This is a genomic window from Martinezella sp. CNPSo 3959 (assembly GCF_057784355.1).
This window is the reverse complement of the sequence record NZ_JBXSOV010000001.1, coordinates 1,564,746-1,583,713: the sequence shown is the minus strand read 5'-3', so window position 1 is coordinate 1,583,713 and position 18,968 is coordinate 1,564,746. Positions and strand designations below refer to the sequence as shown.

Annotated in this window: 17 protein-coding genes and 1 pseudogene; 8 read left to right on the top strand and 10 right to left on the bottom strand. The window is 60.3% G+C overall.

The genetic code is table 11. From position 1 onward, the window contains the following. Positions 1 to 50 precede the first annotated feature (50 nt). Positions 51 to 692, top strand: coding sequence for a dihydrofolate reductase family protein (locus AC13RE_RS07830; protein WP_488562502.1), 642 nt, complete (start codon positions 51 to 53; stop codon positions 690 to 692). Positions 693 to 851: 159 nt separating this feature from the next. On the opposite strand, the pseudogene AC13RE_RS07825 reads toward AC13RE_RS07830, so the two are convergent. Beyond that, positions 852 to 1,460 (bottom strand): annotated as a pseudogene (locus AC13RE_RS07825) (3'-5' exonuclease); the annotation flags it as partial. A gap of 41 nt (positions 1,461 to 1,501) precedes the next feature. Continuing rightward, positions 1,502 to 2,410 carry a LysR family transcriptional regulator gene (locus AC13RE_RS07820; protein WP_015341184.1) on the bottom strand — a complete coding sequence of 303 codons (909 nt, stop codon included), beginning with the start codon at positions 2,408 to 2,410 and terminating at the stop codon, positions 1,502 to 1,504. 195 nt (positions 2,411 to 2,605) lie between these two features. On the opposite strand from AC13RE_RS07820, the gene AC13RE_RS07815 reads away from it, so the two are divergent. Further along, positions 2,606 to 3,442 carry a hypothetical protein gene (locus AC13RE_RS07815; RefSeq protein WP_488562501.1) on the top strand — a complete coding sequence of 279 codons (837 nt, stop codon included), beginning with the start codon at positions 2,606 to 2,608 and terminating at the stop codon, positions 3,440 to 3,442. Positions 3,443 to 3,483: 41 nt separating this feature from the next. Here the strand turns inward: AC13RE_RS07815 and AC13RE_RS07810 are convergent, their stop codons facing one another. From AC13RE_RS07810 to gltX, 3 genes are read right to left on the bottom strand one after another with little or no spacing between them, the layout of a single operon-like run. Then, positions 3,484 to 3,750, bottom strand: coding sequence for a hypothetical protein (locus AC13RE_RS07810; RefSeq protein WP_015341182.1), 267 nt, complete (start codon positions 3,748 to 3,750; stop codon positions 3,484 to 3,486). A gap of 52 nt (positions 3,751 to 3,802) precedes the next feature. Further along, positions 3,803 to 5,299, bottom strand: a complete 1,497-nt coding sequence (lysS, locus tag AC13RE_RS07805) for a lysine--tRNA ligase (RefSeq protein ID WP_488562500.1) — start codon at positions 5,297 to 5,299, stop codon at positions 3,803 to 3,805. 16 nt (positions 5,300 to 5,315) lie between these two features. Next, positions 5,316 to 6,773, bottom strand: a complete 1,458-nt coding sequence (gene gltX / locus AC13RE_RS07800) for a glutamate--tRNA ligase (RefSeq protein ID WP_112400720.1) — start codon at positions 6,771 to 6,773, stop codon at positions 5,316 to 5,318. A 360-nt stretch (positions 6,774 to 7,133) separates the two neighbouring features. On the opposite strand from gltX, the gene AC13RE_RS07795 reads away from it, so the two are divergent. After that, complete coding sequence (locus AC13RE_RS07795) at positions 7,134 to 7,544, top strand: hypothetical protein (protein WP_488562499.1); 411 nt, start codon at positions 7,134 to 7,136, stop codon at positions 7,542 to 7,544. Positions 7,545 to 7,589: 45 nt separating this feature from the next. Here the strand turns inward: AC13RE_RS07795 and AC13RE_RS07790 are convergent, their stop codons facing one another. The 3 genes from AC13RE_RS07790 to AC13RE_RS07780 all read right to left on the bottom strand — a co-directional run bounded on the left by AC13RE_RS07790 (position 7,590) and on the right by AC13RE_RS07780 (position 10,127). After that, positions 7,590 to 8,333 carry a TerC family protein gene (locus AC13RE_RS07790; protein ID WP_488562498.1) on the bottom strand — a complete coding sequence of 248 codons (744 nt, stop codon included), beginning with the start codon at positions 8,331 to 8,333 and terminating at the stop codon, positions 7,590 to 7,592. A 157-nt stretch (positions 8,334 to 8,490) separates the two neighbouring features. Further along, positions 8,491 to 9,330 carry a GyrI-like domain-containing protein gene (locus tag AC13RE_RS07785; RefSeq protein WP_488562497.1) on the bottom strand — a complete coding sequence of 280 codons (840 nt, stop codon included), beginning with the start codon at positions 9,328 to 9,330 and terminating at the stop codon, positions 8,491 to 8,493. Between the two features lie 116 nt (positions 9,331 to 9,446). Further along, the gene (locus AC13RE_RS07780) at positions 9,447 to 10,127 is read right to left on the bottom strand and encodes a TetR/AcrR family transcriptional regulator (RefSeq protein ID WP_132717603.1); all 681 of its coding nucleotides are present in this window, start codon (positions 10,125 to 10,127) and stop codon (positions 9,447 to 9,449) included. Positions 10,128 to 10,307: 180 nt separating this feature from the next. Here AC13RE_RS07780 and AC13RE_RS07775 point away from each other — a divergent pair, with 180 nt between their 5' ends. The 5 genes from AC13RE_RS07775 to xylA all read left to right on the top strand — a co-directional run bounded on the left by AC13RE_RS07775 (position 10,308) and on the right by xylA (position 17,374). Beyond that, positions 10,308 to 11,528: an HlyD family secretion protein gene (locus tag AC13RE_RS07775; protein ID WP_488485464.1), complete on the top strand. Its 1,221-nt coding sequence runs from the start codon at positions 10,308 to 10,310 to the stop codon at positions 11,526 to 11,528. A 26-nt stretch (positions 11,529 to 11,554) separates the two neighbouring features. Next, positions 11,555 to 13,159, top strand: coding sequence for a DHA2 family efflux MFS transporter permease subunit (locus tag AC13RE_RS07770; protein WP_488562496.1), 1,605 nt, complete (start codon positions 11,555 to 11,557; stop codon positions 13,157 to 13,159). A 148-nt stretch (positions 13,160 to 13,307) separates the two neighbouring features. Beyond that, positions 13,308 to 14,333, top strand: a complete 1,026-nt coding sequence (locus AC13RE_RS07765; protein WP_112413493.1) for a LacI family DNA-binding transcriptional regulator — start codon at positions 13,308 to 13,310, stop codon at positions 14,331 to 14,333. 37 nt (positions 14,334 to 14,370) lie between these two features. Further along, a complete protein-coding gene (gene xylB / locus AC13RE_RS07760; protein WP_488562495.1) occupies positions 14,371 to 15,828 on the top strand; it encodes a xylulokinase in 1,458 nt (485 codons plus the stop codon). Positions 15,829 to 16,063: 235 nt separating this feature from the next. Further along, entirely contained in the window at positions 16,064 to 17,374 is a 1,311-nt protein-coding gene (xylA, locus tag AC13RE_RS07755) for a xylose isomerase (RefSeq protein ID WP_015341171.1), read from the top strand. A gap of 38 nt (positions 17,375 to 17,412) precedes the next feature. Here xylA and AC13RE_RS07750 read toward each other — a convergent pair whose 3' ends face one another. Together AC13RE_RS07750 and AC13RE_RS07745 are read right to left on the bottom strand one after the other, a co-directional pair. Next, complete coding sequence (locus AC13RE_RS07750) at positions 17,413 to 17,769, bottom strand: VOC family protein (protein ID WP_488562494.1); 357 nt, start codon at positions 17,767 to 17,769, stop codon at positions 17,413 to 17,415. Between the two features lie 12 nt (positions 17,770 to 17,781). Beyond that, positions 17,782 to 18,807, bottom strand: coding sequence for a LacI family DNA-binding transcriptional regulator (locus AC13RE_RS07745; RefSeq protein ID WP_132717597.1), 1,026 nt, complete (start codon positions 18,805 to 18,807; stop codon positions 17,782 to 17,784). Positions 18,808 to 18,968 lie beyond the last annotated feature (161 nt).

Below are 18,968 nucleotides of genomic sequence, written 5' to 3'. Positions count from 1 at the left end.
GCCGATGCGGAATCTCTGCCCCCATGGAGCCGGCGCGAATGGAAGCACCAATGACCAAAGTAAAAGTTGCCGGATTCAGTGTCTCGCTTGATGGTTTTGCTGCCGGCATCGATCAGAGTTTGGAGCGCCCACTTGGGTTGCGCGGCGAGGAACTGTTTCAGTGGTTTTTCCCAACGCGGGCGTTTCGCCAGATGCTCGGAAAAGACGACGGAGAAACGGGCCTTGATGACCGGTTCGGCCAGCGTGCCATGGAGGGTTTCGGTGCCTTCATTCTCGGCCGCAACATGTTCGGGCCTATTCGCGGGGAATGGCCGGACGATCAGTGGAAAGGCTGGTGGGGTGACAATCCGCCTTATCACGCGCCGACGTTCATCCTGACACACTACCCCAGACCACCAATCGAGATGCTCGGCGGAACGACATTTCATTTTATCACCGGCGGCATCGAGGAGGCGCTGCAAAAGGCGCGCGAAGCGGCTGGCGCAAAGGACATCAAGATCGGCGGCGGTGCTGAGACCGTGAGGCAATATATACAGGCCGGCCACGTCGATGAAATTCATCTCGCTTTTGTGCCGACGGCTCTCGGCCAGGGAGAACCGCTCTTCGCCGGCATCGACCTTCATGCACTAGCATACCGGACAATCGAGCATGTTCCGACGGAGCGTGCCACGCATATCGTTCTGGCGAAGTAGAGTTGGCGATTGACAGGCCGCGGCGCTCTCGAGCCGCCTGTCTGTCGCCGCCAGTTCTTCACTGCCACGCACAAATGGCTGCCATCGAGCGGGAGGCGGAAGCCTGCCGCTTGATTGGTTGAGCCTGTCACCGACGCCTTTTCGAGGAAAGTGCTGCGGGCGATCGAATGTTTCCGGCCGCAATTTCCCAGCCTTCATAAGATGTTGCAGGGCGTAGGATAAGGAAAGAGCATCGTCGAGTGCGTCATGCCCCTGCAGGGGAGGATGGTCGACGCCATAATAATCGGCGAGCTTGTTGCTTGGAGTTTTCGCCAGATCCTCGATGGGCATTCCGGCGGCCAGCAGCAATTTGACGGCGTTGTCGAAGCGGTGAGCGGGAATTGGCGGCTGGATGCCGGCGATATAGCAACTGATCGCCACCATGTTCAGCTCATCCTTGCCCCATGACCAGAAGCGAGCGCCGTCCGAGAAGCCGTCGACGCCGGAAAGCGCATCCTGCAGGGATACTCCTTCGGCGCTGATATTCTCTTCGGTGATGCCGGTCAGCGCGGTGAAGAATGGGTCGAGTGCATATTGGTTACCGAACCGATCGATAGGGCGGACATAGGCCTTATAGGTGCCCAGGATGGGGAAGTCGTCTTCCAATCCCAGCTTCACTGCTCCGATCTCTGCGATTACCGGATCGGGATCATGGGCCGCACACCAGAATCGGCGTTGCGAGCCTTCGAGACAAAGAAATTCGCAGTCGAATATGATCGCGGTCTTCATGTCGGATCCTCCAATCCTCCTGGTGTCGGCAGAACTCGATGCTACCTTTGCCGCCCCGAGCGCATGCTTTCGGCCACGCCGACGAAATCGCGGGCCGCTTGCGGCAGGCTCGATCCCTTGCGCCAGACCATGCCGACCTGGACCACAGGCAGCGAGCCGGAGACGTCGCGGCTTTCGATGCGATCGCCTTCCAGCGACCAGGGACGGTAAACAAGATCCGGCAGCAGCGCGACACCCGCGCCGGTCGCGACCAGACTGCGCACCGCCTCGACCGAGCGTGTGCGGAAGGCGACATGCGGGCGGGCGCCGAGCGCGGTCAAAAGCTTCCCGGTGTTTTCCTCGATTTCGTCGATGGTCAGCATGATCAGCGGCTCGCGAGTGATGTCGGCGACACTGATGATATCGGCCGAGACGAGGGGATGGCCCATCGGCAGCCAGAGCCGATAGGGGGAAGTTTCGAGGATCTCCGCCTGCAGGGCCATGCGGTCACGCAGGTTGGAAATGACCATGACGGCGACGTCGAGTTCGCCACCCACCAGAAGATGTTCCAGATAGCCGCCATTGTCCTCGATGGCGCTGACCTCGACGCCGGGGCAGGCACGGCGATAGCGTGCCAGAAGATCTGACAGAACATAGCCGGCGACAAGCGACGTCACGCCGATATTCAGCGTGCCGCCGGCTTCGTTGCGCTTGCCGGAAAAGCTGGTGCGCGCGTCGGAAACGGTTGCAAGGATCTTCGTTGCGTGACGCAGGAATTGGTGGCCGTTGTGGGTGATCGACAGACCGCGTGGATGGCGCTCGAACAGCTCGACGCCGAGATCGCTTTCCAGCTCCTTGAGGGCTTCGGTCACAGAGGATTGCGAGATCGACAGGTTCTGTGCGGCCCGCGTCACGGAGCCCTGTTCCGCCACGGCGACGAAGTATTGCAGCTGTCTCAGCGTGAAGGCCATGCTCCGGTTAGAGCATGTTCGCGCAGAGAAAGGCAAGTGCTCGTCATAGCTGTGAAAGTTTGGACCTTTTTTGGTAACGATGTTGAAGACGATGCAAGTTTTACCTCGGTTTTAAGTATTCCGAAACGCCAGTTCCCTAACGTGAGGGTTGATCATTTTTGTCGCCTTGGAGTGGTCTATGAGGGAGCAGTTGGCGTGAGCGCCTTACTGCACATTTTCCGGGTACCCCGGAAACTTGTCGTACTGATCGGCGGAGTGGCCCTTCTCGTGGGGTCCTCCGGCGTTTTTGCGCTTTATGTTGGCAAGGACAGGCTGCTCGGTCTTGTATCTGCTTCCCCCGACGGGCTCCAGTGCACCGACGTCAATCTCATCACGATCCGCAAGGACAACCGTTTCTGGGTTCGCAAATATATTCGCACCGAGCCGACCGACGGGTTGACGCGGGTCAGAACCGCGCTCCGTGTTGCCAAGGCCGTCTATCAGGAACAGAAGCCGGATCTCGTACAGGTTGTGGTTCTCGACCGGAACGGACCGACGTTGCGCTCCGACCTGCGCGGCCGGGCCCTTGGCGCCGATGTCGTCTATGTGGCCCATCCCGACCGGCTGGTCGATGGCAGCTCCGAAGCACCGCTGACGGCGCGCTATTACGATGGTGGCGCCAGCAATGCTGGCCTGTTTTACGGCGAGCAGATTACCATGCTGCCGCAGGATATCGATGCGGCGATCGCTGGATTGAAGGATCTGTCCGACTGTGGCAATGCGCTGGCAGCGGACAATGGCGGCGACGCCAAGAAGGACAAGATGAAGGCGGCGATCGCTGCTGAAGAGAAAACGGCCGCAAAACAGGGCGAGAGCCGCGATGCCAAGCCGCCGCTGCCGGAGCCGAAATCGACCGGCAATGTGCAGCCGGGCTATGATGAGAACGGCGAGTTCATCGGGGCTGATGCCGGTTCCAAAGACAAGAGCCCATCACCGGGATTGGACCCGACCATGACGGGTGCAGCCGACCGCCGCTCGCCCGTCACCAATTGATCAAAACTGGCTTCGCGCCATCCGGCGGACAAGTAACAGTCTTATTCCGCCAGATGTTTTTCGCCGATAGCTTGGTAGAGCGCGAAAAGCGCCTCGTGAACCTCACCTGCCAGACGATAGAAGTCCGGATTCGCCAGGATGGCGGGGTGCTGAAGCAGCAGGTCGTCGGTCATGTCGAGCATGATCGACACCGTGTGCATCGCCTCGTGGCAACCGAACGTTCCCGGTGCGTATTGCGAGAGATCGATGTCGCCGATCTCAGCGAGATCGGCCAGCCGCTGATGCTCGCTATCGTCCGCTGCTGGCATCTCTTTATCCGTCATAATACGCACCTTTGATGTTCGAAGGACCGAACCGGTCTCAATCGGCCTTGTTGCGACGGGCCGGGAAAAGAATGATGTCGCGGATCGATGGCGAGTTGGTCAACAGCATGATGAGGCGGTCCACACCAATGCCGAGACCGCCTGCCGGAGGCATGCCCTGGTCGATGGCATCGAGGAATTCCTCGTCCAGCTGCTTTTCCTTCTCGCCGCGTGCATGCGCCTGCTGGAGCTGCTCGACCATGCGGGCGCGCTGCTCTTCCGGATCGTTGAGTTCCGAGAAGGCGTTGCCGAGTTCCCAGGCGTTGCAATAGGTCTCGAAACGCTCGACAAGGCGCGGCTCGCCCGGCACTTCCTTGGCGAAGGGCGAGATGTCCTTCGGGAAATGCGTGACGTGCGCCGGCTGAATCAGCGTGCCCTCGACCTTCTCTTCGAAGATGAAGGCAAGGCATTCACCCCAGGTCGCGTCCTTCTCGACGGCGAAGCCGGCAGCCTTGGAGGCGGCGCGGGCTTCTTCGTCGGTCTTGATCGCCAGGAAGTCGATACCGGTCGCTTCCTTGACGGCATCGGGCATCGGCACGCGGCGGAACGGGCCCTTGAAGGAGATCTGCTTGTCGCCGAACGCGAATTCGGTGCTGCCATGGATCGACATGGCGAGCGTCGAGAACAGACGCTCGACGAGGTCCATGATGTCCTCGTAGTCGGCATAGGCCCAATAGCACTCCATCATGGTGAATTCAGGATTGTGCCGGGTGGAGACGCCTTCGTTGCGGAAGTTGCGGTTGATCTCGAAGACCTTGTCGGTGAGGCCGGAAACCAGCGTGCGCTTCAGGAACAGTTCCGGCGCAATGCGCAAGTACATGTCGAGCTTCAGCGTGTTGTGATGCGTCTTGAACGGCTCGGCCGTCGCGCCGCCATAGACCGAATGCAGCATTGGCGTCTCGACTTCCATGAAGCCGTCATTTTCCATGAAACGGCGGATGCCGGAAACAATGCGGCTGCGCTGTTGGAAGCGGAGCTTCGATTCCTCGTTGGTCATGATATCGAGGTGGCGCTTGCGATAGCGCAGCTCGATATCGGAGAGGCCGTGCCACTTTTCCGGCATCGGCAACAACGACTTTGTCAGCATGGTGATCTGCTGGGCATTGATGGTCAGCTCACCGCGCTTGGTACGGCGCACGACGCCGGTGACGCCGATGATGTCGCCGATATCGATCATCGGCAGCAACACCCGGGCTTCTTCCGAGGTCACGTCCTTATGGCTGAAGATCTGGATCTTGGCCGAGGCGTCGTGGATGTCCATGAACATGCCGGAGTTGCGCGAGGAATAGACGCGGCCGGCAACGGTGACGACATCGCCGGTTTCGGTATCCGGCTCCAGGCCTTCGTATTTCGCGGCCAGCTCGGCATTGGTCATGGTCCGGTGGAAATGCGCCGGATAGACGTCGCCGATCTGCTCGCGCAGCAGCTTCAGCTTCTGCGCGCGAACTTCCGTTGCGTCGGAGGAGAGGGCGGAGGCTTCGGTCTTGTCGTTCATGGTTTTAAAGTCCGGTTCAGTTCTTCGGGCCGACGAGGGTCGCAACGGTCTGCGCGGCAAGTTTCAGTCGCTGGCGGACGACGGAGCGGCCGAGGATCGCCATGCTATCGAAAAGCGGGAGGGAGCGCGAGGAGCCCGATACGGCGACGAAAAGCGGCGCGACGATGACCTTCAGCTTCTTGCCCATGCGGTCCGCAATGGCGCGCAGCTCGGCTTCGATCGTCTCGACATTCCATTCGAGGATCTTTTCCAGATCCGGCTGCACAGTGTTCAGGATCTCAAGCAGTTCTTCCGGCGTCGACTTGATCTTCGCGAAGGCGGAAGGATCGAGGTTGAGGTCGGACTTGAACAGGAAGCCGGTGAGATCGGGCAGTTCGCCAAGCTTGGTGATGCGCGACTGCGACAGCTTCAGGCCTTCCTTCAGGCGATCATTTTCCATCGCCCAGGTCAGCACCCGATGCTGAAACTCTTCTTCCGAGAGCTTCTCGCGGATCCAACGGCCGTTCAGCCAATCGAGCTTCTGGATGTCGAAGATCGCGCCGGCCTTGGAGAGGTTTTCCGGATCGAACTTTGCGGCAAGCTCGTCCATGCTCAAGAGCTCTTCACCTTCGGCGATCTGGATGAAGAACAGGCCGAGGAAGTTCATCAGCGCCTCGGGGATATAGCCGAGGGCCGTATAATAGGAGATCGAGGTCGGGTTCTTGCGCTTCGACAGTTTCGACTTGTCTGCATTGCGCATTAGCGACAGGTGCATGAACACCGGCGGCTCCCAGCCGAGATACTGGTAGATCAGGATGTGCTTCGGCACCGAGGCGAGCCATTCCTCGCCGCGCGCGACATGGGTGATCTTCATCAGATGGTCGTCGACGACGTTGGCCATGTGATAGGTGGGCATGCCGTCGGCCTTGAGCAGGACCTGCATGTCGACGGCATCCCACGGGATTTCCACATCGCCGTAGACACCGTCATGGAACTTGCACGAGCCTTCGGTCGGGATCTTCATGCGCACGACATGCGGTTCACCGGCAGCAACGCGCGAGGTCACTTCCTCGGCTGAGAGGTTCAGACAGTGGCCGTCATACTTCGGCGGCAGGCCGGCGGCGCGCTGCGCCTCGCGCATCTTTTCCAGGCGCTCCGGCGTGCAGAAGCAGCGAAAGCCGTGACCGGCCGTGACGATCTGCTCGACGTAGGGCTTGTAGAGGTCCTTTCGGTCGCTCTGGCGGTAGGGGCCGTAAGGGCCGCCGATATCCGGACCTTCGGACCATTTCAGGCCGCACCATTTCAGCGCGTCGAGCACCTTCGTCTCGAATTCCGGGGTGGAGCGGGTCGCGTCGGTATCCTCGATGCGCAGGATGAACTCGCCGCCGTGTTTCTTGGCGAAGAGATAGTTGAACAGCGCGATGTAAGCGGTGCCGACATGCGGCTCGCCGGTGGGGGAGGGTGCGATGCGGACGCGAACGCCTGAAGTGGTCATCTTGTTTGCCCGTCATAAAAGGCCGGGCCGCGCTTGGGACAAGCGCCGTCCAGCCGAAAATGTCTATCTGGATCAGGAAACCGGCCGGAAAAGGGCGTCTTGCCGCTTCTATCAGCGTTTTCCGTATGGCTGGCCTTAGGCCATATTCAAGGGGTGACGTCAAGGGAAACTGCGCCGCGAGGGCAGGCAGAGGCACCGAGGGCGCCGTGATGCATCGAAAAGGGCCTGCCTTCTAATTTCACGAAGCGTCTTTACACTTCGTAAGTGTTTCAGGAGAAAAGCCTTACGCTTGCCCAATTTGATTTGCAATTTTCGCGGCAGTGGCGAAATAGGTTTTCAATCGTTCATTCCGGGGATCCCATGAAGAAACTAATTTTGAGCTTGCTGTTGGCGGTCTCGATAGCCGACGCCGCCGCTGCCCAATCGACTATTACGCGCGATGGCTCGGCTAAGCTGATCGAATCCTATCGCGCCTATATTGGCAACGACGATCTCTATAATTCCAAGGGCGAGCGCCTGACGGCACCCTGGCAGATCATCCGCCAGGACCGTGCCAACTATCACGCCTATCGCCGCCGTGACCGTGGCGACGAGGGCGACAGCTTCTTCTCACTGCCCTCCAATCGCCAGAAGCTGGAAGCCATGCTGGCAAACGGCAATATCGCCGACGATGCCGGGAATTATATCGTTCGCGGCAACGTCTGGATCAAGGTCGACATTTATGGCCGCGGCGATATCGGCGAATGGGTCGACGTGCACGTCCAGGATTGATCGATGTGATGAAGCCGCACCTCATCATCGGTGCGGCTTTCCCGATTAGTGACTGCCTGAGGTCTTTTTCCGACGGTTCCGCGCCATCATGTTCAGCACTTCGACCAGAGCGGAGAAGGCCATGGCGGCGTAGATGTAGCCCTTGGGAACATGTACGCCCATGCCTTCGGCGATCAGCGTCGTGCCGATCATCAGCAGGAAGGCGAGCGCCAGCATGACGATGCTCGGGTTTTTCTCGATGAAATTGGCGAGCGGGTTGGCGGCGACCAGCATGACCGTAACAGCGGCGATGACCGCGACGAACATGATCGGCAGGTGCGGCGTCATGCCGACGGCGGTGATGATGCTGTCGATCGAGAAAACCAGATCGAGCAGCAGGATCTGGCCGATCGCCGCGGCGAAGGTCGAGGTGGTGGATTTGGCGATGAAATCCTCACCCTGTTCCTGCGGATCGACATTGTGATGGATCTCCTTCGTCGCCTTCCAGACAAGGAAGAGGCCGCCGCCGATGAGGATCATATCCTTCCAGGAGAAGCCTTGCCCGAAGATTTCGAAGACCGGCTGGGTGAGCTGAACGATCCAGGCGACGGTTCCGAGCAGCGCAAGGCGCATGATAAGGGCGAGGCCGATACCGATCTTGCGGGCTCTGTCGCGATGTTCGGCGGGCAGCTTGTTGGTCAGGATCGAGATGAAGATGAGGTTGTCGATGCCGAGGACCACTTCCATGACGACGAGCGTGACAAGTGCCACCCACGCCCCCGGGTCCTGTATCAGCCCCACAATATCCATTGACGATGCCCCCTTTGATCAGCATTCGCCGATGCTGACCCCCAGCCCGGCCTCTCCAGAATGGCCGTAATGTAAGGAGTGTCATGGTTCGTACAAGCGGCGCCGCCATTTTCATGGCGGCGGCCTTGTTTCCGGGTCTTGTTCCCAGGCTTGGTTTCTAGTCTTTGAGGGGGATCCATATCTCCGTAACGCCCGTGCCCGTGCGTGGGTCGAAGCGGTCGTCATAGCGTTCCATCATGTCAGGGGTGCCGGCATGCTGTTGACCCGATTGCGGCAGCCATTCTCCGAAGATTTGATGCACGGTGGCGGAAATGCCGGAGATATGGCCGCGATGCGTGAAGATCGCGTAGCGCTGTTGCGGCAGTTTCGTCGTCACGAAGCCTTCGGGCAGGCCGTCCGCGGCGGAAACTTCGGCTGCCGACATGTAACGGAAGCTCTCGCTACCTTCTTCCGCCTGGGTGCAGACGCCATAGGCGACATTGCCGATCTGGCCGGGAATATGGCCGAAATACTGGTTGAATTTCTGCCAGAGCGAGGGGATGGCCTGTGTCGCCTCATAGCCATAGGTTTCCGCAAGACCGGCAAGCAGCATTGCGGGATGGGTCTCGAAGCGCGGTACCTCGAGCTTGGGAAGGCGGGTGTCGTCCATTCTGATCGGCTCCTGTAGAGCGAGGTTGCGAACGTGCCCCTGCTTGCGCAGATTTTCCGGCGTCATGCCGAATTGCTCGCGGAAGGCACGGGTGAAAGCCTCGTGCGAGCCGTAGCCGGCATCGAGGGCAACCTGGAGAATGGAGGAGGAGCCGTCGGTCAGTGCGAGAGCCGCTTCGGTGAGGCGGCGGCTCCGGATATAGCTGCTGATCGAGCGGCCGGTCGTCATGCCGAAGACGCGCGAGAGATGAAAGCGCGACAGCCCGGCCGTCTCGGCGATCTCGTCGAGCGAGATGTCGGATTTAAAATGGCTTTCGATAAACCATATCGCTCTGCCGATCGCGCTCATTTTCAACTCCCCTGGTTGCCGGGCCACTCATAGGCCTGTGGCGGTGGCGATGCTTGATCGCCATTGCGGAGTTGAATTACTACACGCCCGCGGACAGCAGGAGAGGCCTGATCATCCTAATCCCGGCGATCCGGACCGTAGCCCGCCAGGAAGACACGGACGGCGCCGCGCACGACATAGTCGATCTCTTCCTTAGACGGCGGCTCTTCCATGTCGCCGAAGAGCCGCAGCTTGAAATAGCCGCCGCTGGCCATTTCCAGGAAGTGGCGGGCAGCCATGTCGAAGTCGTCGATCTTGAGATGGCCTATGGCAGCCTGCCGCTCGAGGAAGCCGCGCAGCACCGTGCGCAGATTTTCCGGACCAGTGAAAAAGCGTTGACAGAGCGAGGGCATGCGTTCGCGCACGCCGATGACCGTGCGCATGGCGCTAATGGTCTTTTCCGACGTGACGTGCGTGACGAAGACGATACCGAAATCATACAGCGAGGTGGTGACATCCGCTTCGTCTGAAAGGGCATTGCGCACAAGGTTGACGAAATGGGTGCGCTCGCTCTCCATCATGGCGGCGAACAGATCTTCCTTGTTGGCGAAATAGACGTAGAGAGTGCCCTTGGAAACGCCCGCCTCGCGGGTGACATCGTTCATGCTCGCCGCATCGAAGCCCATTTTCATAAAGACACGCTTGGCGCCTTCGAGAATCTGATGGCGCTTGGCAGGGTCTTCGCCGGCTGCCCAACGTCCACCGGAGCCCGGTGCGGGCGCGTTCAACACTGCGGCATTTTGGGATTCGTGTTTCATCGGCTCTTTCAATGTCTCCTTTACGCGATACTCGATCATTTTTTCTGAATCTTAAACAGATTCGCGAAATAAATCGAACCGCTCAGTTCGATGTCTCTTGATATGGAGTGAAAAAGGCTTTATGTCAATTGAACCGAACCGTTCGGTTCGATTAATTTGCCAGATTTTCGGTGGTAGGAAATGTCGTCAAGTCATGGAAACAATGTAGCGCGTATCGTGAACGAGCCCGCGGATGCGGAAGTGGAAGCCCGGGAAACCGGTGCGCCTGCCGAGGCTCCAGCGGCCGAAACGCGCAGCAATCCTGCCCCCGCCCAGGCTGCGCCTGCCGCTCCGGCCCCTGCGGCCCCACCGCCATCGGAGAAGAAGCGGCGCAGCCTGGTTTTCCCCATCGTCATCGTCGCGGCACTCGCAGCCGGTGGCTGGTATGGCTATGACTGGTGGACGAACGGCCGCTTCATGGTCTCCACCGACGATGCCTATATTGGCGGCGATATCGCCACGATCTCGCCGAAGGTGACGGGCTATGTCGCCAAGGTAAACGTTGTGGCCAACCAGCAGGTCAAGGCCGGCGACGTGCTCGCAACGCTTGATGACGGCGACTACAAGCTGGCGCTTGGCCAGGCTCAGGCCTCGCTCGATACCGAACAGCTTTCGCTCCATACCATCGATGCACAAATCGCTGCCGGCCAGGCAGCCCTTGCCCAGTCGCAGGCACAGAAGGTTGCCCTGGAAGCCACGGTCCGCGGCGCCCAGATCACCCAGACGCGCGCTGCCGAACTGCAATCGAAGTCGGTCGGCACCACGGCCGCTTTGGACAGCGCCAATATCGCGCTTGATCAGGCCAAGGCCAATCTGGTCGGCGGCGACGCCGCTATCGCATCCGCGCAGGCCAATATCAACCTGCTGCAGGCTCAGCGCCGTCAGGCCGAGAGCACGATCAAGGGCCTGGAAGCCGCTCGTGACAAAGCCGCTCGCGACCTGTCCTTTACCGTACTGAAGGCGCCTTATGACGGTATCGTCGGCAATCGCTCGGTGCAGGAAGGCGATCTCGTCTCTCCCGGCCAGAAGCTGATGGCGATCGTACCGACCAAGCAGCTCTATATCGACGCGAATTTCAAGGAAACGCAGATCCAGCATCTGGTTCCCGGCTCCAAGGTCAATGTTCACGTTGATGCTTTCAGCGATCATCCGATCGTCGGCACCGTCGAGTCGATCTCGCCGGCTTCCGGCTCGGTCTTCTCGCTGCTGCCGCCGGAAAACGCGACGGGTAACTTCACCAAGATCATCCAGCGCGTGCCTGTCCGCATTGCATTGCCGCAGGATGCGCTCAATACCGGCCGTCTGCGCGCAGGCCTCAGCGTCGTCGTCGACGTCGATACCCGCACGGCACCGGACAAGTAAACGATCGAGCTCGGGAGAGACGCGCCATGTCGTCCGCCAGCACTACAGCCGGGTCGCCCCCACGCGCGGCTGGCCCCGCCGCGCCTGCGGCTGATCATATCGACACGAGAAAGCTTATCGCCTTTCTGGCGATGGTGCTCGGCATGTTCATGTCGATCCTCGACATTCAGATCGTCTCGGCATCGCTCAGCGAAATCCAGGCAGGCCTCAGCGCCGGCTCGGATGAAATCGGCTGGGTCCAGACGGCCTATCTGATCGCCGAAGTCATCATGATCCCGCTGTCTGGAACGCTGGCACGCATTATTTCGACGCGCTACCTGTTTGCGATTTCAGCTGCCGGCTTCACAGCAGCGAGCGCGCTTGCCGCGACCGCAACCAACATCGATCAGATGATCATCTACCGCGCCCTGCAGGGCTTCATCGGTGGCGGCATGATCCCCTCGGTCTTTGCGGCGGCCTTCACGATCTTCCCGCCGTCCAAGCGCAACGTCGTTTCGCCGATCATCGGCCTGATCGCCACGCTCGCGCCGACGATCGGCCCGACGGTCGGCGGCTATCTGTCCAACGCGTTTTCCTGGCATTGGCTGTTCCTGGTCAACATTCCACCCGGTATCATCGTTGCCATCGTCACCTGGAATTTCATCGATTTCGACAAGCCCGAGCTGGCGCTTTTCAAGAAGTTCGACTGGTGGGGCCTGATTTCGATGGGTGTTTTCCTCGGCGCGCTCGAATATGTGCTTGAGGAAGGTAATACGAACGACTGGTTCAACGATAATTATATCGTTGCGGGTGCCATCGCCTCCGCCATCGGTGCTGTGATCTTCTTCTACCGCGCCTTCACAGTCGATTTCCCCGTCGTCGATCTCAGAGCCTTCACGAACAAGAACTTCTCCTTCGGGTCCGTGTTCTCCTTCGTCATGGGCATCGGCCTCTACGGCCTCACCTATATCTACCCGCTCTATCTCGCGCGTATTCGTGGCTACGATTCGCTGCAGATCGGCGAGACGATGTTCGTCTCCGGCCTCACCATGTTCTTCACCGCGCCGCTGGCGGGCTTCCTGTCGAGCAAGGTCGATCTGCGCATCCTGATGATCATCGGCTTCACCAGCTTCTCGGCCGGCACCTACATCATGATGCACCTGACGGTGGACTGGGACTTCTGGGAGCTGCTCATCCCGCAGATCCTGCGCGGTTTCGGTCTGATGCTGTGCATGGTGCCGATCAACAATATCGCGCTCGGAACCATGCCGCCCGCCCGCATGCGCGGCGCGTCCGGCCTGTTCAATCTGACGCGCAATCTCGGCGGTGCCGTCGGTCTCGCGATCATCAACACGCTTTTGACGAACAGGCAGGACCAGCATTATTTCAACCTGCGCGACCATGTTCATTGGGGCAGCCATGCCGCCGTTACCCAATTGAACAACATGGCCGCCAGCTTCAATGCAGCGGGTTTGGACGGTGACCAGGCCGCCCTGAAGCAAATGGTCAACATGGCGACGCGGCAGGCGGTCGTTATGTCCTTCGGGGATATTTTCCTGATGCTGACCGTGCTGTTCCTCGCGATGATCCTCGGCGTTCTGATGATCAGCAAGCCGAATGCCGCAGGCGGCGGTGGCGGCGGAGGCCACTAATCCGGCTCTTATAATGCTCCCAAGGCATGGCCCCTCCTCGCGAGGGGCCTTTTTTTGTTTGTGGTATCTATCGGAAAAATTCGACTGTCCGAAATTTTTGATTTACGTACATCAAAAATCGCAGTAAGGGTTTCCGCAGGAGGAACCCATGAGACCGACTGTGCATGACATCGCCGCCGCTGCGGGCGTCAGCCTCGCCACGGTGGACCGAGTCCTGAACCAGCGTCCGGGTGTGCGGCTGGTAACGCGGGAGAAGGTGGAAGCCGCTATCCGGCAAATCGGCTATATCCGCGATGTCGCAGCTGCCAATCTGGCCAAGAGCCGGGTCTATCCTCTCGTTTTCATCGTGCCGACGGGGGATAATTCCTTCATGCACGGGCTGCGATTCGAAGTGCATCAGGCAACCTTGCGGGCCAGCATAGAGCGCACGGACATCCGCATCGTCGAGGTGCCACCATTCGATGTGCCGGCGCTGGTCGCGGCGCTGGACGCCTTGCAGGAGCAGGATATCGCCGGCGTCGCTCTCGTGGCAACCGACGCGCCGGAAGTCAGGGCCGCCGTCGACCGTCTCGTGTCGGAGCGTATTCCCGTCATAACGCTGGTCTCGGATCTCACCGATTCCACCCGCCATCACTATGCGGGTATCGACAATATTGCCGCCGGACGGACTGCCGCGCGGCTGCTCGGGCGCTTCCTTGGCGGTCGTGAAGGCGATCTTACCGTTCTCGCCGGCTCGATGCTGGTGCGCGACCATCGCGAACGCCTGCAGGGCTTTTCCGCCGTTATGGCAGAAGAGTTTCCCAAGCTCCGGCTGCTGCCCGTGCTGGAAGGACGTGACGATCCCGAGCGGGCCAAATCGCTAGTCTCCAAGGCGCTATCCGAAAACAAGGACATTATCGGCATCTACAGCCTCGGCGCCGGCAACCGCGGTCTGATAGCAGCGCTGAAGGCCGTACGGCCCGAGCGCGAGTTGACCGTGGTCGTGCACGAGCTGACGCGGCATACGCGGGCGGCGCTGTTGGACGGCACGATCGACGCCGTCCTCAATCAGGATGCCGGCCATGAGGTCCGCAGCGCCATCCGCGTCATGAAGGCGACGGCCGACGGCCAGGCCGTGATTGCCGATCAGGAGCGCATACGCCTCGACATTTTCTTGAAAGATAATCTGCCCTGAACATTCGAACGCGGCAGAGCATAGGGAGTAATATCTGATGTATTTGGGTCTCGATCTCGGAACGTCCGGCGTCAAAGCGATGCTGATCGACGGCAATCAGAAGATCATCGGCTCCGCCAATGGCGGGCTCGACGTGTCGCGTCCCCATCCCGGCTGGTCCGAGCAGGATCCGTCCCACTGGATCCGCGCGACCGAGGAGGCTGTGGCCGGATTGAAGGCTGCGCATCCGAAGGAACTCGCGGCTGTGCGCGGCATCGGCCTTTCCGGCCAGATGCATGGCGCGACGCTGCTTGATGCCGATGACAAGGTGCTGCGTCCCTGCATTCTCTGGAACGACACGCGCAGCTATCATGAGGCTGCCGCGCTCGACGCAGATCCGCGCTTCCGGGCGCTGACCGGCAATATCGTTTTCCCTGGATTCACGGCACCGAAGCTCGCTTGGGTCGCCAAGCATGAGCCGGAAATTTTCGCTAGAGTGCGTTGGGTGCTGCTGCCGAAGGATTATCTGCGACTTTGGCTCACTGGCGAACACATGTCGGAAATGTCCGACTCGGCCGGCACGTCCTGGCTCGATACCGGCAAGCGCAAATGGTCCTCAGAGCTGCTGGCCGCGACCAATCTTGATGAGAAGCAGATGCCGACGCTGGTGGAAGGCACCGAAGTTGCCGGCAAGCTGCGTGGCGAGTTGGCCTCGAAATGGGGTATCGGCGGCGACGTCGTCGTTGCCGGCGGGGCAGGGGATAACGCAGCTTCGGCCTGCGGCATGGGCACGGTCAGCCATGGTGCGGCCTTCGTTTCGCTCGGCACGTCTGGCGTCCTCTTCGCGGCCAACGGCTCCTATCTGCCGAAGCCGGAAAGCGCCGTTCACGCCTTCTGCCACGCGCTGCCCAACACTTGGCATCAGATGGGCGTCATTCTCTCGGCAACCGATGCGCTCAACTGGCATTCGCATGTGACGGGCAAGTCCGCCGCCGAACTCACCACCGAGCTTGGCGAGACGCTGAAGGCGCCGACCAGCGTCACCTTCCTTCCTTATCTCTCGGGCGAGCGCACGCCGCACAACGACGCGACGATCCGCGGCGCCTTCATCGGTCTCGGCCATGAAAGCGGCCGCGCCGTGTTGACCCAGGCCGTGCTCGAAGGCGTGTCCTTCGCCATTCGCGACAATCTGGAAGCGCTGCGCTCCGCCGGCACGGATATTGCGCGCGTAACCGCTATCGGTGGCGGCTCGCGTTCGCGCTACTGGCTGGCCTCGATCGCTACCGCCCTCGGCGTGCCCGTCGATCTGCCAGCGGATGGCGATTTCGGTGCTGCTTTCGGTGCCGCCCGTCTTGGCCTGATTGCCGCGACGGGCGCCGATCCGGTCGCGGTCTGCACGCCGCCGCAGACGGCCGGCACGATCGATCCGGTCGCGTCGCTGACGGATGCTTATGCGGATGCCTACAAGCGCTACCGCGCGGTTTATCCGGCGATCAAGCCGCTGTCGGCGCACTGAAGCAGCGTGGAGGGCTAGCCCCTCATCCGCCCTCCTGAGCTTGTCGAAGGGCGGGCACCTTCTCCCCGACGGGGAGAAGGGGATGGCAGCAATCGTTGCCCATCCCTAACGTTTTGCTCGGCGAGGATACAGAGGTCATCCCCTCTCCCCGCGAGCGGGGAGAGGGCTAGGGTGAGGGGCAGCACCGCATGAAAAGAACAAACGATACCGAAACACCAACCCAAGGAGATGAGACATGAGCACCGGATTTTTTGGTGATATCAGCAAGGTAAAATACGAAGGCCCGGACAGCACCAATCCGCTGGCCTTCCGATATTACAACAAGGACGAAGTCGTTGCCGGCAAGCGGATGGAAGACCATCTGCGTTTCGCCGTCGCCTACTGGCACACCTTCACCTGGCCGGGCGGCGATCCCTTTGGCGGCCAGACTTTCCTTCGCCCCTGGTTCAACGAGACGATGGAAGCCGCCAAGCTGAAGGCTGACGTTGCCTTCGAATTCTTCACCCTGCTCGGCGCTCCCTATTACTGCTTCCACGATGCCGACGTGCGTCCGGAAGGCAAGAATTTTGCCGAGAACACCAAGAACCTCAACGAGATCGTCGACTACTTCGCCAAGAAGCAGGCCGATACTGGCGTAAAGCTGCTCTGGGGCACGGCAAACCTCTTCTCCAACCGCCGTTTCATGTCGGGCGCCGCGACCAATCCTGATCCGGATGTCTTTGCCTTCTCGGCTGCGACCGTGAAGACCTGCCTCGACGCTACCCATAAGCTCGGCGGCGAAAACTACGTTCTCTGGGGCGGCCGCGAAGGCTACGAGACGCTGCTCAACACTGACCTGAAGCGTGAGCTGGATCAGTTGGGCCGCTTCCTCAATCTCGTCGTCGAATACAAGCACAAGATCGGCTTCAAGGGCACGATCCTCATCGAGCCGAAGCCGCAGGAGCCGACCAAGCACCAGTATGACTACGACGTCGCCACGGTTTACGGCTTCCTCAAGAAGTACGGCCTCGAAAACGAAGTGAAGGTCAATATCGAGCAGGGCCATGCGATCCTCGCCGGCCATTCCTTCGAGCATGAACTGGCGCTTGCCAATGCGCTCGGCATCTTCGGCTCGATCGACATGAACCGCAACGACTACCAGTCCGGCTGGGATACCGACCAGTTCCCGAACAACGTTCCGGAAATGACGCTGGCCTATTACCAGGTGCTGGCAGGCGGCGGCTTCAAGTCCGGCGGCACGAACTTCGACGCCAAGCTGCGCCGCCAGTCGCTCGATCCGGAAGATCTGCTCATCGGCCATATCGGTGGCATGGATTGCTGCGCCCGCGGCCTGAAGGCTGCTGCCAAGATGATCGAGGACAAGGCGCTCTCCAAGCCGCTCGCCGACCGCTACGCCGGCTGGGATTCGGCCGAAGGCCAGAAGCTGCTGCGCGGTGAATATTCGCTCGATCAGATCGCTCAGTGGGTCGAAACCAAGGACGTCAACCCGCAGCCGAAGTCCGGTAAGCAGGAACTGCTGGAAAACATTGTCAATCGCTACGTTTGATCGATGCATCCGGGAGGCGATAAAGATCGCCTCCCGGATTATCGCCGGAAGGCACGGCTGGAAATGGCTATAGGGTTTCCCGAGGGGTCCTTGGCATTGGCGAAGACATAGCCGTCGGCCCGATGCAAGGGGCCGAACTCCAGTCCCTCCTCCGCACACTTAGTGCGGAAAGCTTCGACATGCTCGACGTCGAAGACCAGCTTTACCAGCACCTGGCCCATTTTCTGCGCCTTGCCCGCGGGATGGATCAGCAGGTCGGCGCCGCCATCCTGCGCGAGCAGCTCAACAATCCGATCGCCCTCCAGATGGAGCGGCTTGAACCCGAAATGCTTCTCGTAAAAGCTGACCGTCGCTCCGACATTCCGGACATAGAGGGTGATTCTGCCGAGCGGCATCGTTGTGTCCACCTATCGCCGGAGGCGCGGCGGTGGGGAAACCGAATTTCGCACCACGAGATCCGGCCGCAACAGGATCTCCGTTTCGGCCGGCTCTCCATCCGAAAGCAGTTCCAGCAAAAGCGCCATCGCATGCTTGCCGATGGCGGTGCGCGGCTGCCGGATCGTCGTCAGCGACGGCGTCATGAAGACGGCTTGCGGGACGTCGTCGAAGCCGGTCACCGAGAAATCCTCGGGGATATCGTAGCCGCGCGTCTTCAGGCCGATCATCACGCCGATCGCGGTCTGGTCGTTGACGCACATGAAAGCTGTCGGCAGCGTGTCGCGCATGAAGAGCTGCTCGACCGCGAGCCGACCGCTCTCGATGGTGCCATCGCCTTCAAGCACGATGCGCAGGTCGTGGCCGATGCCGGCCGCATCCAGCCCGGCCTCGTAGCCCATGCGCCGCCTGCTGTAGGCGAGGCGGGTGCGGGAATCGCCGATGAAGGCGATCTTGCGGTGGCCCTCGGCAATCAGCAGGTCGATGGCCTTGCGGGCGCCGGCAATATCGTCGACGCCGACATAGGGAATGCCGCCGTTGAAGACCGGCTCGAAAACGCCGACGCTCGGCGGCAGCCGCGCCGTCATCGTCTGATGGCCGAAAGGCAGGATGCCGGTGAAGAGGATCAGACCCGCCGCCTGGTTTGAATTGAGGAACTTGAGATATTCCAGGCCACGCTGCGCGTCGTTCTGCGTGTGTCCGATCAGGATGCCGTAACCGTGCGAGCGCGCCTCGTTTTCCAGGCCGATCAGGATATTCGAGAAATTGGGATCGCCGATATCGGGCGCCACGACTAGAATCATGTTCGAGCGGCCGAGTCTGAGGCTGCGCGCCATGGCATTGGTGGTATAACCGGTGACGGCGATAGCCTGGTTGACTTTCAGCCGCGTCGAATTGGCGACTTTCTCCGGTGTATGGATGGCCCGCGAAACCGTTGCTATCGAAACATTGGCAATTCGGGCGACGTCTTCGATAGTTGCGGGCGTGGAATTCGACACTGCGCTCTGCCTTGGGTCTCGTCTCGGGCTGGAGACTACACAGACTTACGTGGAGGTCAAAGGTAACCGCGAAATTTTGTACGATATCCAATGATGTAAACCTTTACACGGTGTATGTAAAGGTTTACATACCGTGGAAAGCGGGTGGGACCGCAGGGAGG